Consider the following 16,580-nt stretch of genomic DNA (forward strand, 5'->3'; position numbering starts at 1 on the left):
AAGCGTAAAAAACGATACACAGATCGCACTTTCACACGTCATGAAACCGATTACATGGACAAGTCACATTTCTCACATTTCATTCGAAAAAAATTTATTATTCTTTCTCAATAACATATCCGAAACAGGGATTTTAAATGGATAACAAAAAAAAGCTTAATCTGGGACTCGCTATGCTACCAATCGTAGCAATGCTCCTACTTCTGATTATTGGCTATGGTCAACTAGGACTGCGCATTGAGTCCTTATTACTCGTATCAGCAGGAATAGCGGCGGCCTTAGCGTATTGGCAAGGCTACCGCTGGAATGACATTATTGATTCCATTGTGGCAAAGCTAGCCAAAGCAATGCCGGTGATCATGATACTGATTTGCGTAGGGGGACTAATCGGAACCTGGATGATCAGCGGAACCATACCTTATATGGTTTACTGGGGATTAAAACTGATTAGCCCGCAATATATACTCATTGCCGCCTTCTTTATCACGAGCGTTATCTCAGTCTGCACCGGTACATCGTGGGGTGCAGCCGGAACGGTGGGTGTTGCTCTAATGGGGGTAGCCGCAGGTCTTGATGTACCTTTGGCTGCCGCCGCAGGTGCGGTTGTTTCAGGTGCATATTTCGGTGATAAAATTTCACCTTTATCTGATTCAACTAATTTCGCCGCCATCGTCGCCGACACCGACCTTTACAGCCATATCCAACACCTGATGTATACCACTATCCCAAGCTTTATGTTAGCGACGATTATTTATCTTATCGCTGGTCATACAAGCTCAGTAGGTAGCATCGCAACACCTGAAAAAGTCACAGACATCATTCAATCTCTTGAAAGCCTTTATCACTTCAATTTATTACTAATTTTGCCACCGGTACTGGTTTTGTGGGGTGCAATAACAAAACGTCCGGTAATACCCGTTATGCTGGCTGCATGTGCATTGGCTATTGCGATCGGCATAGGTCTTCAAGGGTTCACACTTAAGCAGGGCCTTAATGCGTTGATAGATGGCTTCAATCTCTCAATGTTCTCTGACCAGGGACACAACATCACCGGGGTCGTTGGCGAAATCCCACGTTTGCTCAATCGCGGTGGCATGTTCTCAATGATGAGTACCATCCTGTTGGTATTTTGTGCCTTCTCGTTTGCCGGCGTTTTGGCGCTCACTGGTGCCCTGACCACCATCATTAACCATCTGCTGCAAGCGGTTCACACAACCGGACAACTTATCGCGGCAACCGTAGCCACAACCATTCTCGTGACCGGTGCCACCTGTGACGGAAAACTGGCTCTTCTCATCCCGGCAGAGCTCTTCAAAGGAGCCTATCGCCGCTTGGGCCTGGATAATAAAAACCTGTCACGGACAATAGAAGATGCCTGTACCGTCATTGAACCACTCATCCCATGGACTTCTGCGGGTATTTACATGGCAACGACTCTGGGTGTCAGTACGCTTGAACTGCTGCCCTGGGCTATCCAGTGTTACGCTGCCGTCTTTTTTGCACTCATTTATGGCTTTACTGGTTTCGGTATTGCAAGAGTCGCACCGGAACATTCCCTGAAAAATAAGGAAAGCCAACATGAAACCGCATGATTTCAATCAAATAATCGATCGCCACAATACGGGCTCTGTTAAATGGGACTTTCTGGATCGTTACCTGCAATTGAATCAAACTGATCTTCTGCCAATGTGGATTTCTGATTTCGATTTCCAATGTCCGGAAGAAATCCGCCAAGCACTACACACCCGAGTCAACCATGGCATTTTCGGTTATAGCGAACGCGACGATAACTATTACCAGGCAGCCATAGACTGGTTTTCAAAACGCCACCAGTTGACCTTATGCCGGGATTGGTTCACTTCAATAGAAGGAGTCATACCCGGGCTGGCTTTGCTGATCCAGATGCTCAGTAAACCGGGTGAAGGCGTCGTGATACAAGGGCCCTATTATGGCTCATTCGCCAAAATCATCACCATGAACGACAGGGTAGTTGTTGAAAACCCGCTACTTGAAAGTCCTGAAGGTTATCAAATTGACTATGATCATTTAGAACAGGTGTTGGAGCAACACAGACCACCTTTGCTCCTGTTATGTAACCCACACAATCCTACTGGCCGATGCTGGAATCAAGACGAATTGACCCGATTATTAACGCTCTGTAAAAAGTACGGTGCAACGGTAATTTCTGATGAAATTTGGGCTGATTTGATTTTACCTGGGAAAACATTTACCTCAGTACTGCATCTGGGGAACAAATGGCATAGCAACGTCATTGCCGCGACCTCAGCAAGTAAAACATTTGGACTCTCATCACTTCGTATATCGAACTTTCTCATTCCAGATCCCGGCCTTCGGCGTGCCTTTAATGATCGATTAAACGCCCACGGATTAGACGTATTTAACTCGCTATCGATGACTGCGGCCACAGCAGCATATCAACATGGAAGTCTATGGTTTGATGAGCTACAAAATCACCTGGCTGAAAACCGCCACTGGTTGGAGCAAGCTATAGCACATACTGTCCCTTGGTGCCAAATGACCAAATCCGAAGGCACCTACCTGGCTTGGTTGGATTGTCGCGCTTTAGGTCTGGACGACGATGCTCTCCAGTTGGCCTTGCTACAGAAAGCGAAAATAGCCGTCTCAATGGGACGGAATTTTGGCGATAGGGGAAAAGGATTTATCCGGATAAATTTGGGTTGCCCTCGTCAATATCTTGAGAAGGTGATCACCGGTTTAACTCAGTTAACACCGTAAAATAAAAATACAATATTTAGCAAACGGTCTAAATGATTTGAGTTTACCGAGTTTTCAACTCCATCCACTTACTGGAAATCGACTTATCCCGTTTAACGCGGCTGTTTACGCCAGAACAGCACTTACAGCACGCTAAGGAAAAGTAATCTTGAGCTGTCAGGGCTTGGCCAGGGGCCATTGCTGGGCAGCATGGAGCACGCGCAGCACAACCATCGTACCACTGTCCTTGATGCGATAGACAATCACATAATTAGGCTGCACGACTATTTCACGCGTGCCGCGTATGCGGCCGGGACGGTACAGTTTAGGCTGCTGAGCAACGAGTTCGATTTTAGCATCAAAGTTTGCGTCAAGCTCAAGCGCGGCGTTGGGGTTGTTTTGTGCGATGTAATCAAAGATATGTTCTCGATCTGCTTCCGCGATCTTTCGCCAAATGATTTTCATGCGCGACCCTATACATTGCGTTTACGCAAGGCTTCACGTTTGGCGGCAAATTTGGCCTTGACATCCGCGTGAGGGATACCCGGTCCGGGTTCGTCTATGGCTTGCTGTACCTGTTCACGAAACCACGCATCATAGGCAGCGGCCTTGTGGGTACGCTTGAGCGCTTCGGCACGATCGGGCCTTGAGGTATTGAGGGGGGCGGGGGCGTAGTTTGATGAATCCACGTCGAAGCGGGCAATGCCCATTTTTTTGAGGTAGGAAACCAGCGTCTCGAACTTGCGAAACAGCCGCACATTGCGACTGCGCTGTGCAGCCAGTGGTCGCTCGTACATTCCATAGCGCACCATCACGGCCCAGCCACCTTGCTGGCCTACGATGTGCGCTCCTCTGACGGCTCCGGCCTCAACAAGATGGGAGAGGGTGCCGTGGTCGATAGTTTCAGTCATGTTGTCACCTCGCAATTTCTGAATATTTCACAATCCCGTTTCAGGGGTTGACGTTCAGTGGTACGAAAACTCACTGTTCTTCCCGCTCTTCTGGATATGTTTTCCAACAGTGTGACTTTATAAACTGGTTTGAGCTAGGGTGAAGTTCACCTACGACAACATTTTCTGGCTCAATCGTGAGCCAGCCACTGTTAAACTACATCTGGAACTTCCAATTGAACATTTTCTCAGTTCTCACCAATCTTATCTTTTATCAGTTCAATAAAATCAATAAATTTCATTTTGCTACACTCCTAAATGTGAATTTACACACTACTTAGTGTAAAATCACGCTTTAAATCAGCAACATACGTTTATTGTAATTTGGTGAAATACCGGCGAATAACTCACCTCATGGACTATTGTAATTTATAGTGCAAATTATAGTAAATTGCAAGGCGTTTAATTGTTGCCTATCTCAATGGCGTAACAAATCGTCCCGCTAAACCAAACAACCCGAAGAACCTCGGCTTATGCCGGGGTTTTTTGTTTGTCTCGTCCAAATCTCTCGTTTACTTGCGAACGTTCAGGAGTGGTGTTTTTCCTTTTTCATGCTCTTCATTTATACAGCGCTATAATAGCAATCAGTAAGGCTATTATAGTCACTGAAAAAGATGCGCCTGAAAGTAACAAACTCGCGGTACTCATCATTCTGTGATAATAGAACTCCCTCATTCCTTTTATAATTTCCTCTTGATTTATTCTTTCTGGGTTTTTATCAGGGGGGTAAAGTTTATGAAACTCTTCAAACACTTTACCCTCTATGGCTTCATGCATATCATAATATGGAGTCATGGCTGCAACGTAGTGCCGATGCAATGTTTCAATGGGACGGAATTTTGGCAATAGGGGAAAAGGATTTATCCGGATAAATTTGGGTTGCCCTCGTCAATATCTTGAGAAGGTGATCACCAGTTTAACTCAGTTAACACCGTAAAATAAAAATACAATATCATATCAGTACCCAATAATGGTGAAGAGTCGGATAAGTGCAGCATGTTACCAAATCGCACTTAATCCGATTATATTCTTCGTTTAAAGAGAAATAAATTTTCATCCTCACAAAACACCACCGAGCTTTATTCAATATATGTAGAAAACCTGCCTATCAAAATCATGCCTGATGTACGAAGAGAATTTTCATTTGCAAAAAACTCTGCTCGTACCCCAGACATTGAATTTCCTTCTCATTAACTTTGTTATGAGAAGTTCAAGTAAATCTTTACGAATAATAATTTACTTAAAATATCTGCTTGGCCATATTTCAGACGGCTCACAATTCAAAAAGGTCGCAATAATCCGCTCACCCTTGGGCCATGGGCGGTGTAAAACATTTGCTAAAGTAGATGATGCAAGCCCTGCTTCTCTTGAAACTGCCGCCAACGATGTTCCTCGTTTTTTCAACGCCGCAATAATATCTGCTTTATGCCAATCGTGTCTTTCGATCATTCCTGTTTCCTTCCTCAGTTTGGTTGTACAAGGTACTATGCGCATATCCGCTTCCTATTTATCAGACCAATGTTTTTATGTTGTTACAGCTTTTCCCCTGGGCCCGCACTGGGTGCGGAATACTAAAAAAAGAGCTGTGCTAAGACGTCAAACCCCGCAAAGCACAGCAAATTCTCCGATATAGAAAGAGAGATGATTATTGTTTTAAACGTTACATCTAATTACAGAAGTTTAGTTATTCTTAGGAAAGTTGGAATCGTATTAAATACTTCAATGAACCTTTTTAAAATAATCATTTAATCGAGTTTCATGATTCATGCTGAGTGAGTACAACCAATTAGTGTACAAAGTGCAGTCATACTGCAAAACTTATATTAGCCTCACTACTAAGTATTTACTACTTATTTAAATAAGAATAATTGTTGCAAACCGTATTTTTAGATGAACAATAAACACAGACAACATGTAAAACCCGAAATATACACTTAATACAAGCAGGGTAATTTGCTTATCTCACTCTTCGGATCACATGAGAAATATGTTCAGAAACTATCGTTTTTTTCAGAACACGGTCAAGAATTGCTCTTTATTACAAAGAAGAGTAAATAAAACAGTGTAGTAAAATAGCTACCAAGCATTAGGACAAATAATTATTTATCCATTGACAACGTAAAGAGGATATTGATGACTTCGGATACAATCTGTACTTATTTACCGTTGATAACCTCCACTTTATCGCTAAAAAACGCCAGATATTAGGTGCAACAGCGAGCACAGCCACAGCCTCGTACCATTTATTCAACAAACCATAAAACAATTTTCGTACAAAATAGTAAATATAGTTATATTTCCATTAATTTAAAATCACATAATTGAATAGTAAAAAATCAATTAATAAATATACGATTTTTGACGAGAAAGTTATTATCTTCTATTATATAACGGCCCACTTGAAGCATAATCGGCAAACAAAATTTTCAAATAATAATTTAAATAAAGATTTAGGAGTTGTTATGTCAAACATGAGAAAAAACCCCAGTAGCATCACACCACAATTAACTCAAATGTGGGACAGAAGTAATGATCCTTGGGTAGCTAAAGATCTGCAATCAAGATTTATTTACGCGAATTCTGCTTTTTATCAACTGCTTAACCTGCCTGAAAATTTCGATATTATAGGGCTTTCTGCCGGTGAATTACCCTTACCTATCGCCGAATGCGCAGAAGAATTCCACCGTCAGGATCAAAAAGCCATTAAAACTATGCAACGGGTCACGTCACTGGAAACCCATCTGCTTGGAGAGCATAAAGTAAAACAAACCTATCTTTGTGACAAATATCCCCTTTGTGATGAAAATGGTGATTGCATGGGGATTATTTTACATATGTACAAAACCCAGGATTTTTCTGTTTCTTACTATTATGAAAAAACATCTCCGTCAACCCTGCAATTTATCCCACCTAACAACATACTGACGCAAACCGAGTGGGAAGTTCTTTTTCTGACTCTGCATTCTCAGGATGAGGAGAGCATCAGTAAAGAATTAACGATCAGCACAGAAGGTGTTATTAATCATATTCAGTCTATTTATAAAAAATTTAATTTACTACCCCATATGGAATTAGAAGATTTCTGCAAGAAAAATAATTACCACCTTTACGTTCCTGAAAGATTTTTCACTATTGGTAGCAGGGAATTATAAATTTAAACCACTAATCATTAACTGTACAATAGGATTTAGTCATGAGTAAAATCAATAAGCTCACTATTTCACCTCAAGTCATCAACACATTGCAGCAAAGCAATGACCCCTGGGGGATAAAAGATAGTTCTTCATGTTTTATTTACTCTAATTCTGTAACAGAAAATGTATTCATAATGTATTGTCAATAGGAAGTCACAAATTTAAACCACTAGCAATCAACTGTACAATAGGATTTAATCATGAGTAAAACTAATAAGCTGATTATTTCACCTCAAATCATAAACACATTGCAGCAAAGCAATGACCCTTGGGGGATAAAAGATAAAGATTCATGCTTTATTTATGGCAATCTGGCACTTAAACATCTTGAAAATCTTCCAGATTCATTTGATTACGAAGGGCGGTATGATGATGAACTCCCTTGGGAGGGAGCTGAGTTTGCAAAAGAATTCATCACCCATGATAAAACTGTAATGGCACAAGAAAAAAGAATATGTTCACTCGAGACACATACATATGGAAAAGATACATTCCTGTCATCTTATTTTCAGGAGAAATATCCATTATATAACGATGAAAAAGAATGTGTCGGAATCCTTTTACATTGCTGGAAAGCCCAAGATTATTCCCTAACCCGTCTATTTCATGGTAAACTTCCGGCATCTATTCTGTTCCAGCCACCGACTGATTTATTTACTCAACGGGAATGGGATGTTATCTTCCTCTCCTTGCAAAAGTATACTAGTAAACAAATGGGACGGCTATTAGATATATCCTATCGCACTGTTGAAACCCATATGGCTCGGATATACAAAAAAATTGGCGTTAATTCCTGTTATCAACTGGAAAACTACTGTCGCTCCAATGATTATGATCTCTATGTGCCAGAAAGGTTTGTGCACCCAACAAGCAGCATGTTTCTTTAAATCCTAAATTATAAAGGCGTTTTTATGAAGAAGAACTATGCAATATCACCTCAGATTATCAACACAATGGAATTAAGTAATGAACTGTGGGGAGTAAAAGATAGTTCTTCATGTTTTATTTACTCTAATTTTGTAACAAAAAAATTTATTCATAATGTATTGTCAGTAGGAAATCATAAGCTTAAGCCACTAACCATCAACTGTACAATAGGACTTAATCATGAGTAAAACCAATAAGCTAATTATTTCACCTCAAGTCATTAATACCATGCAGCAAAGTAATGAGCCCTGGGGGATAAAAGATCAGAACTCATGCTGGATTTATGGCAACGAGTCAGTCAAATATCTTCAAAATCTACCAAATTCATTTGATTATGAAGGATGTTTTGACGACGAGCTCCCTTGGGCTGGGGCAGAATTTGCAAAAGAACACGTAAATCATGATAAAAGCGTAATGACAAAAGGACAAAGGGTATGTTCACTTGAAACACATAGGTATGGAAAAAATAAATTTCTGTCATCTTATTTCTGCGAAAAATATCCACTATATAATGATGAAAAAGAATGCATAGGAACTCTTTTTCATGGATGGGAAGCCCAGGATTTCTCATTAACCCGTTTTTATCACGGTAAACTCCCGGCATCTATTCTGTTCCAGCCACCGACTGATTTATTTACTCAACGGGAATGGGATATTATCTTTCTCTCGTTACAAAAGTATACTAGCAAACAAATGGGACGGTTGTTAGATATATCCTATCGTACAGTTGAAACCCATATGGCTCGGATATACAAAAAGATTGGCGTTAATTCCTGTTATCAACTGGAAGACTACTGTCGCTCTAATGATTATGATCTCTATGTGCCAGAAAGATTTGTACGCCCAGGAAGCAAAATATTTCTTTAAATTTCAAACTATCACGGAGTTTTTATGAAGAGTTATGAAATATCACCTCAAATTATCAACACAATGGAATTAAGCAATGAACCATGGGGAATAAAAGATAAAAACTCATGCTTCCTTTATGGTAATCAGGCATTTAAAAACATTCAAAACCTTTCAGACTCATTTGATTATGAAGGGCTTTTTGACGATGAAATTCCTTGGTGCGGAGCTGAGTTTGCAAAAGAATTCATTATCCATGATAAAACCGTAATAACAAAAAAAGGAAGAATATGTTCACTTGAAACACATACATACGGGAAAGAAAAAAACCTATCATCTTATTTTCAAGAAAAACTCCCATTATATAATGATGAAAGCGAATGTATCGGGATCCTTTTCCATGGATGGAAAGCTAAAGAATATTCATTAACCCAGTTACATCAATATCATAAAAATTTACCGTCATCCATTATACTCCAACCACCAACGGAGCTTTTTACTCAACGTGAGTGGGATATTATTTTTTTCTTTTTACAGAAATACACCAGAAAACAGATTGGACAAAGATTAAATATTTCTCATAGTACTGTTAAAACATATATGACCAGAATATATGGAAAGATAGGTATTAATTCCCGTCAACAATTGGAAGAATATTGCCTGGCTAATAACTTTCACTATTATGTACCTGAAAGATTTTTATTGACTTAGAAATCGTATTATCAGATTATTCTTGGTAATAAAGCTTAGACTATCTTGTTAGACATAATTATTGTAGACCATTATTGTAATGGTGAATACGGACAGTGAGCAGAAATCGGAACGTACACGTAGTATGTAAAGAATGATTCGCTTCGTTTACCTTTTTTGCCATATTAAAAATATGTTCAAAATTCTCGTTTTTTCAGAACACTGTCCAAAATTGCCATTTAATTACAAATTAGAGTAAATAAAACAGTTTAGTAAAACGGCTATTAAGCATTAGAAAAAATAATTGTTCATCAATTGACAATAAAGAGGATGCTGATAATTTTAGGTATAATCTACACTTATTTACCGTTGATAACTTACACTTTTTCGTTAAAATATATCAGATACAGAAGAGAGCTCCACAACGGCCTCAGGCTATTTATTCAATAAAAAATCAAAACAATCCCCTCATAAATAATATTTATAGTTATATTAACTTCAATTTAAAATTACATTATTAAATAGCAAAAATCAATTAATAAGCATATGGCTTTTGACGAGAAAGTTATTATCTTCTATTATATAACGGCTCACTTGAAGCGTAATCGACAAACAAGAATTTCAGCTAATAATTTAAATAAAGATTTATGAGTAACTATGTCAAATATAAGAAAAAACTCCAGAAATATCACGCCACAATTAACTCAAACGTGCGAGAGAAATGATAAACCTTGAGGAGCCAGAGATCTACAATCAAGATTTATTCATGCCAATCCTGCTTTTACCAACGACTCAACCTTCCTGAAGATTTAGATATGATAGGACTTAATCATGAGCAAAACCAGTAAGCTAATTGTCTCACCTCAAATCATTCACACAACACAGCAAAGTAATGAACCTTGGGGGGTCAAAGATCAAAATTCATGCTGGAATTATGGCAACCTGGCATTTAAGCATATTCAAAATCTTCCAAAATCATTTGATTATGAAGGATTTTTTGACGCAGAAATCCCCTGGAATGGCGCTGAGTTTGCCAAGGAATTCATGGATCATGATAAAAAGGTAATAACAAAAGGACAAAGAGTATGTTCACTTGAAACACATATATTCAGTAAAGATAAATTTCCATCATCTTATTTTTGTGAAAAACTCCCACTATATAATGATGAAAACGAATGCATCGGAATCCTTTTCCATGCATGGAAAGCCAAAGAATATTCATTATCCCAATTACATCAATATCATAAAAAATTACCATCATCCATTATACTCCAACCACCAACGGATATTTTTACTCAACAGGAGTGGGATATTATTTTCTTCTTTTTACAAAAATACACCAGAAAACAGATTGGACAGAGATTGAATATTACTTATCATACTGTTGAAACATATATGGCTAAAATATATGACAAGATAGGTGTTAATTCCAACAAACAATTAGAAGAATACTGTCTGGCGAATAATTTTCATCATTATGTACCAGAAAGATTTTTATTGACTTAAAAATCGTATTATCAAACTATTAACGTAATTTTCAATTACCAATAATAACAGCGGCAGCCTTAATTGACTAATAAGGCTGCCGCTGAAATAATATATTGATCCCATTTTGACAAAAGGGATCAAATGGCATTTTACGGTGCATCGGATAAAAACTGCCAGCGCCAAACATGCAACCTAAACTTAGTGTCACAATCTAAACAACGAATATTCGGATTATCCGGCGTGGTGACTACCCCCGCGATATCCAGATTCGCAGATTGGCAATGAATGCAGCAAACCCCCTGCCTTCCGAGCTTAAATCCTGACATATATCGGGGGTACGGTGTAATAGGCTGATCACCCAGTTCATCAAACAGCGGCTGTAGCCGTTTACGATAGTAGTTTAATACCTCCAACTTTCTGAGTTTACCTATTGCCAAGGTATCCGTAGGCCGCCACTGTGTCCACAACATGATCAACACGGAATACAGGCGATAGTAATATTTCTCCTGCAACCGATAAAATACCGAGCCAGCACTGGCAGAAAACGATTTATCACAGGCCCGGCAATAATATTCATCACGGTGATGATGCTCCCTAATGTAGGCGCTCAAACGCTGGTTCCCACACCAGGGACATTCATATACTCCACCCAGGAATGGGTTTTGTTCATCCAAACGATCAGCCAGCGCCCGTAGTACCGGCTCTCTTTGCCAGACACATCTTAAATGCTGGTATTGCGCTTGCGTAGTATGCGCAAACAACCGCTGGAACCAATCAGGCACTGGCACCTCATCATCCGGCGTTTTGCCTGCAAACGGATCAATACCCTTGGGTACTTCCGGATAGATCACAAACTGATGCCGACACGCTTCACAGTGAACCATTGGGTTGCCCGCAGGCATCTCCTCAGCATAGCTTAACCGTGATGACAGGCATGTCGGGCAATGTACTCCTTGCTGGCCCGGCATGAAGCCCAGTAAATGACGGGGATACGGCGTCACCGAACGTTTACCGATCAACATCAGAACCGGCTTCAACCGCTGGCAGTAGCGTCTCCAGGATTTTCTATCATAACAACCACTTATCCACATCGCCTCTTCAATACGCCAACAGCCCCAGAACGTTACCAAAACCGCGTATAAACGGGCATGTTGACTACTATCAAGTAGATGAAATGGTGTTCCGGAGTAGTAAGAGTGGTAACTCCGACAGAGGCGGCAATAGTACTCCAAATGGGCAGATTCCATCATGCTCATGAAACTGACGTCATGACTTCCACTGGCGGTACAACACATTTCCTTCGGTGGATGATATTTATCAAGTTCAGTGGCCAGTTCACGCAGCATAGGTTCGCGCTGCCAAATTTGACACACGATGGCATACTCTTCTGCCCCCAAATGAGAGAAAGCTTGCGGATACCAGTCAGGCAACGACAGCGCTTTAGTCACAAGATTATTCATAATAAAATAAATTCCTTATAGTTCATTGAGTTAATTGAAATAAATGACGTAAGATCCAGCTGCAACGTTTTCACTTGCCGATGAAAAAAGGAGTACGTGACGGACACCGTGCCATCGGTTACCGTGCACTGAAATGTCCTGTCGCTTCCCCCGGAGGCAAACGTCGCCGGGTAGGAGTATTTACGCCAGATTTGGTAAAACTGATTAAAAAATACCGTTATAGGTTCAGAATAAATAAGAAGAAGGGAGATAAAATAATCAGAGAAAAAATAGCCATAGCCTGATATCACCTTTCTTAATCGTTCATTGAATTAACGAGAATGCTTTTTCGCACTCACTAGCCGCACTACCTAAAAAAATAATGCCAAACATATCGCTATCCGAAAGCGTCCGGCCTTTTACGAAAGGTTTTCGTTATTGCATCCCAAAACATAATCAGTTCATCTTCGGTATACGGCGTTGAAGGTAACTGGTAATTCATTGACATAATACCAACACAGACATTTTCTTCATCCACCACCATATCATTGATAATAAAATCAAATCGATACCGAGGATTACTATCAAAAGGTTGCAGACCTACGGTTAATAACTCCTCCCCATGAATGCCATTTATTTCTCTTTCCCCCTTTCTTATTACCCTGCCACAATTAACGAACCAATCCCTTTCAGCTTCACCAATACGTTCAAATAAAGAACCTTCTTTAAGATGATTAATTATTTCAATACCGAATGTGAAATGATCATCCTCATTTCCCTGATAGACAAAAATCATATTCACTTCCTCATCATCATTATGATGACTGGCAATAAAACCGTCAGGGATACAGATCCCTGCCATTATCGGAATTTCTCTATCCTTTCTGCCACTGATTCTGGGAAGAAGCCTTTGCATTTTGTCCAAAGTTTGAGAAAGCATTTTATATTGGCTTTCGGCCATCCCAGATTTTATATAAAGTTTTTTTGAATAACTGTATTTGTCATCTGAGATTTCTATAAATTTCATCTCTATGATAAAAGCCACACCATTATCATATAAATGGGCTTCTAATACTCGGGTAAAACCGGGTTCACTGACATTGTTATTTCTGTCAAAAATAACGCCGTATAAATTCCCCTGGAGATGATGAACCTTTTTTAAAAAAGGCAGATCTTTCGGATCGGTAGTCCTGGTCCCCCTTAACTTCTGCTCCCTTAATTGTATCCGCTGTTCAAATGTGGATAAATGCAAACGCTTGGTTTCTATTCTTGCATCACCAATTAATACCCCAGTATTGACGATGTTTTCAAATGCTAAGGGAATATCAATCAGATAACGGCCAACACAACGAGTTTGCATATTTGCTAACATTTCATTTGTCATTTTCTTTTCCTTCTTAGGGTAATAAAGGGCAGGGAAATATCACTGCCACAAAACATAAATAACCACGATAGCCAATAAAATAAGTAAGGTATTTCTTATTCAATCTCACGCCATATCAACGCCATTCCATTGGCGGATAGCATCAATAAGGCGGCAAAATGGGACTGGCTTTCATGCCACCACCTGATAATCAGGAAGGCTGGCTGTCGCCCTGACGGATAATGTTCTTCATTTCTCCGGCTCCCCTCTCGGGGTCGGTTTCAGCCTCTTTCCTGCCCAACGCGCTTTGAGATTTTCCTTGCCGATTTGCAATCGCCGCTCTTCGATAAACTGTCTCTGCTGACTCGTCACCTCGCCCACCTCCGCCCTGGTACGGCCCGATATTATCAATACCGGGATTACCATCCACACTGAACTGGTTAATCGCCCATTTGGTATGGTTAATCGCGATAATCACGCCCGCCGGCGCCGAAAACTGGCTACAAGCAGCCAGTAACAGACATAAAACCGCCAGCCTAAACTGTTGTTTTTTCATCTTCTACTCTTTCACATTAGCAACAATCTGGATTTGAGATGCCTGTAGACGTCACAGGAAGTCGTGACTTTGACCTGATGGCAGGACAAAAAACATGCAGTCTTGCTCCACACGTTCAGTTTGTAGCGGCTGTGATCAAAGATGATCGCCGGGGTTGCGTTGTTCATAATTTTCTCCTAGTCGTTTCGTGCACACGGGTACCGGTAAGTTTGCTGGTAACGGAGTAAATAAAGAGTCCGGCACCTTTTGCAGTCGCTGACAGGAGACGGTATTCAGGACCGAACAGAACTAAAACCGAATAAGAATTCAGGAGTCAATCAGAATAAATCAGGAAAACAACAAATCTGGTCAGGTATTTCCCGACCGGATGTTAACCAGAATATAAACAGTTAATCGGGCTATTCCCGTTCCACCAATGAGTCGATTCATTAATAGGATGGACTGTTACTGAATAATTCGATTCTCCTAATGGGTGCATATTAAAATCAAGTCTTTTTTTATCAAATAGCACAATATGTTAAATGCCCAATGAATATAACGGGGATACAAGAAGATAAGCCCCATAATATTTAAAAAAATATAGATAAGATGACATTTATTTACATAAAAATATTGAACTTATTTAAAAAAAACCGAACGACTCGTAAGTTATAATATAACAATGCTATTAATTCATAATGAAAAAGTTATATTTTCATTTATAATCATGTGGTTATTTCATAAAAAACACAAATGACTTCACTTTCAATTTCACCACCCAACAGATGAAACAAACGTAAAAAATAATGATTATCATTCATGGAATGCGAATACATTAGGTGATACTAAAAAAATAAATAGCAACCGGCTTGTCGATCCCGAATTAAACCTAATCCCCCACCTAAATAAAGCACGATAGCGTCAATGGGAATATCTGTCATTCTGTGAATAACAGAGCTCCCTTTAATATTGCTACAATTCCCCAACGAGAAGACTCAGCCACACTGCAAGCACAAGCGCCATACCTATGCCCACCGCCAGCATCAGCAATAAAATAATCCCCCACAACCCATAACGCACCGGCGCCACGACACGAAGACGGGGGATCTCAGGAATAGGCCAGCTCATGACGATGACTCAACTTGGTTATGAAGCATTGAGCTAAATACTCGACACCCACACTGGCAGCGACAATAATGCACCACTACAGCGCGGCCATTTTCCTGAAGGTATTATCCCCCTCAATAATGGGATTAATACCGTGCCCGTCTAGCGGGCAATTAATGAGATCACCCACCAAAGCGGCCTGTTTACCGTCGAAATACATTGTTGAAGAAGCGGTGATCACTTTTCCACCTCGATCAGTGGCATCACCTAAACAAACAATACCAGACATTGCGATATCCTCTATTGATTATCGAAATAACCCTAAATAAACCGTCAGATATCAGGAGATAATATTTTATCCCGAGATATCTCATTATTGACTTTAATCTCAAGGGCCCCATACCTTTAAAAACTGAATTAAAAGATAAATAAGCGGCCCACTCAATAACACCACAACAGGGATTAAGAACAGCATGTGTTTGTATTTCTTTCCCCTAATACTTTGAATCGTCCGATAAATGACATAACCATCAATAATCATTATGACCGGCCAGGCATAATAGAAAAGAAGAAAAACACAGACCAATACCACATCCCAAAAATCAAATTTAATCACATTGAGCCCCCCATTAATGCATTATTAAAAAAACCGTCCTCTCACAGAGAGAATACCCCCCATCGCCAATAAAATCGGCAAACCCTTTCTTTATCCAATTTTCACCGCCTGAGTCATTCTGACAACTGAATGTAAAATACCTATTTGTATTTTAGTGCCTTTATCCCCCTTGATTAAGTTAACCCTTATATCCCTATAAAGGGTTTAATTTAAAACGCATATTATCGGGGATCAAAAGCGCCGGGTCTGACTCTAACGGTCTGACTAATAGCATCCCAGAACGCCACTATTTCATTTTGGGTATAGGCTGTCGGTGTCTTTTCATCATTGACCACCGTCAAATCAAAGACCGGTGTTTTCTTTCCGCCGGTTTTCTCATTTGCCAGTAACGTAAACTGATAACGCGGATCATCACTGTCCGGCTGTAACCCCACCGCCAATAATTCCTCGGTATCCAACCCATTAATTTTTCGCGCGCCTTTACGAAAAATATCACCCCGATACAGAAATGCTTTAATTTGGCCGATACGCTCCAGCATACTGTCTTTTTCCCGGATATAGTTATTTGTTTGTATTCTCACATTCAAATAATTATCCGGGCCAGTTTTATATAATACGCCGATATCTTCTTTATCCCTTTGATTATCCGCAATAAATGCATTGGAAATACAACTTCCCGCAATAGTCGG

The 16,580-nt window shown here is 40.0% G+C and carries 16 protein-coding genes and 1 pseudogene; 9 read left to right on the top strand and 8 right to left on the bottom strand.

What is annotated here, in order from left to right; all coding sequences use genetic code 11:
- The first annotated feature begins 137 nt into the window (after positions 1 to 137).
- Positions 138 to 1,592: a Na+/H+ antiporter NhaC gene (gene nhaC / locus ACGF7G_RS08345; RefSeq protein ID WP_387464705.1), complete on the top strand. Its 1,455-nt coding sequence runs from the start codon at positions 138 to 140 to the stop codon at positions 1,590 to 1,592.
- Positions 1,579 to 2,757, top strand: coding sequence for a MalY/PatB family protein (locus tag ACGF7G_RS08350; protein WP_387464707.1), 1,179 nt, complete (start codon positions 1,579 to 1,581; stop codon positions 2,755 to 2,757). Before nhaC ends, ACGF7G_RS08350 begins: the two co-directional genes overlap by 14 nt.
- Before the next feature lie 156 nt (positions 2,758 to 2,913).
- On the opposite strand, the gene ACGF7G_RS08355 is transcribed toward ACGF7G_RS08350, so the two are convergent.
- From ACGF7G_RS08355 to ACGF7G_RS08365, 3 genes are all read right to left on the bottom strand, one after another.
- The gene (locus tag ACGF7G_RS08355; protein ID WP_387464708.1) at positions 2,914 to 3,201 is read right to left on the bottom strand and encodes a type II toxin-antitoxin system RelE/ParE family toxin; all 288 of its coding nucleotides are present in this window, start codon (positions 3,199 to 3,201) and stop codon (positions 2,914 to 2,916) included.
- Positions 3,202 to 3,209: 8 nt separating this feature from the next.
- On the bottom strand, positions 3,210 to 3,647 hold the full coding sequence (locus ACGF7G_RS08360) for a hypothetical protein (protein ID WP_387464710.1): 438 nt from the start codon (positions 3,645 to 3,647) through the stop codon (positions 3,210 to 3,212).
- A gap of 1,275 nt (positions 3,648 to 4,922) precedes the next feature.
- Positions 4,923 to 5,135: a helix-turn-helix transcriptional regulator gene (locus ACGF7G_RS08365; protein ID WP_133814762.1), complete on the bottom strand. Its 213-nt coding sequence runs from the start codon at positions 5,133 to 5,135 to the stop codon at positions 4,923 to 4,925.
- Between the two features lie 1,013 nt (positions 5,136 to 6,148).
- On the opposite strand from ACGF7G_RS08365, the gene ACGF7G_RS08370 reads away from it, so the two are divergent.
- The 5 genes from ACGF7G_RS08370 to ACGF7G_RS08390 all read left to right on the top strand — a co-directional run bounded on the left by ACGF7G_RS08370 (position 6,149) and on the right by ACGF7G_RS08390 (position 10,849).
- The gene (locus ACGF7G_RS08370) at positions 6,149 to 6,838 is read left to right on the top strand and encodes a PAS domain-containing protein (RefSeq protein WP_387464712.1); all 690 of its coding nucleotides are present in this window, start codon (positions 6,149 to 6,151) and stop codon (positions 6,836 to 6,838) included.
- A gap of 242 nt (positions 6,839 to 7,080) precedes the next feature.
- The gene (locus tag ACGF7G_RS08375) at positions 7,081 to 7,767 is read left to right on the top strand and encodes a helix-turn-helix transcriptional regulator (RefSeq protein WP_387464714.1); all 687 of its coding nucleotides are present in this window, start codon (positions 7,081 to 7,083) and stop codon (positions 7,765 to 7,767) included.
- 220 nt (positions 7,768 to 7,987) lie between these two features.
- Positions 7,988 to 8,674 (top strand): helix-turn-helix transcriptional regulator, encoded by a 687-nt coding sequence (locus tag ACGF7G_RS08380; protein ID WP_387464716.1) that lies wholly within the window; start codon positions 7,988 to 7,990, stop codon positions 8,672 to 8,674.
- 24 nt (positions 8,675 to 8,698) lie between these two features.
- Positions 8,699 to 9,364: a LuxR C-terminal-related transcriptional regulator gene (locus tag ACGF7G_RS08385; protein ID WP_387464718.1), complete on the top strand. Its 666-nt coding sequence runs from the start codon at positions 8,699 to 8,701 to the stop codon at positions 9,362 to 9,364.
- Between the two features lie 810 nt (positions 9,365 to 10,174).
- Positions 10,175 to 10,849, top strand: a complete 675-nt coding sequence (locus ACGF7G_RS08390) for a LuxR C-terminal-related transcriptional regulator (RefSeq protein WP_387464719.1) — start codon at positions 10,175 to 10,177, stop codon at positions 10,847 to 10,849.
- Positions 10,850 to 10,980: 131 nt separating this feature from the next.
- Here ACGF7G_RS08390 and ACGF7G_RS08395 read toward each other — a convergent pair whose 3' ends face one another.
- Positions 10,981 to 12,291, bottom strand: a complete 1,311-nt coding sequence (locus ACGF7G_RS08395; RefSeq protein WP_387464721.1) for a hypothetical protein — start codon at positions 12,289 to 12,291, stop codon at positions 10,981 to 10,983.
- An 80-nt stretch (positions 12,292 to 12,371) separates the two neighbouring features.
- Between ACGF7G_RS08395 and ACGF7G_RS08400 the strand changes: the two genes are divergently transcribed.
- The gene (locus ACGF7G_RS08400) at positions 12,372 to 12,575 is read left to right on the top strand and encodes a hypothetical protein (RefSeq protein ID WP_387464727.1); all 204 of its coding nucleotides are present in this window, start codon (positions 12,372 to 12,374) and stop codon (positions 12,573 to 12,575) included.
- Positions 12,576 to 12,667: 92 nt separating this feature from the next.
- Here ACGF7G_RS08400 and ACGF7G_RS08405 read toward each other — a convergent pair whose 3' ends face one another.
- Positions 12,668 to 13,654, bottom strand: coding sequence for a T6SS immunity protein Tli4 family protein (locus ACGF7G_RS08405; RefSeq protein ID WP_387464722.1), 987 nt, complete (start codon positions 13,652 to 13,654; stop codon positions 12,668 to 12,670).
- Positions 13,655 to 14,009: 355 nt separating this feature from the next.
- Positions 14,010 to 14,189: pseudogene (locus ACGF7G_RS08410) on the bottom strand (DUF3304 domain-containing protein); the annotation flags it as partial.
- A gap of 38 nt (positions 14,190 to 14,227) precedes the next feature.
- Here ACGF7G_RS08410 and ACGF7G_RS08415 point away from each other — a divergent pair.
- Entirely contained in the window at positions 14,228 to 14,416 is a 189-nt protein-coding gene (locus tag ACGF7G_RS08415; RefSeq protein WP_166296421.1) for a hypothetical protein, read from the top strand.
- Positions 14,417 to 15,372: 956 nt separating this feature from the next.
- Here ACGF7G_RS08415 and ACGF7G_RS08420 read toward each other — a convergent pair.
- Together ACGF7G_RS08420 and ACGF7G_RS08425 are read right to left on the bottom strand one after the other, a co-directional pair.
- Complete coding sequence (locus ACGF7G_RS08420; protein WP_387464723.1) at positions 15,373 to 15,564, bottom strand: PAAR domain-containing protein; 192 nt, start codon at positions 15,562 to 15,564, stop codon at positions 15,373 to 15,375.
- A gap of 548 nt (positions 15,565 to 16,112) precedes the next feature.
- Positions 16,113 to 16,580 (bottom strand): T6SS immunity protein Tli4 family protein (locus tag ACGF7G_RS08425; RefSeq protein WP_387464724.1); only part of this gene is annotated, 468 nt, incomplete at its 5' end.

Source organism: Photorhabdus sp. RM323S, assembly GCF_042879375.1.
Lineage (GTDB): Bacteria > Pseudomonadota > Gammaproteobacteria > Enterobacterales > Enterobacteriaceae > Photorhabdus > Photorhabdus tasmaniensis.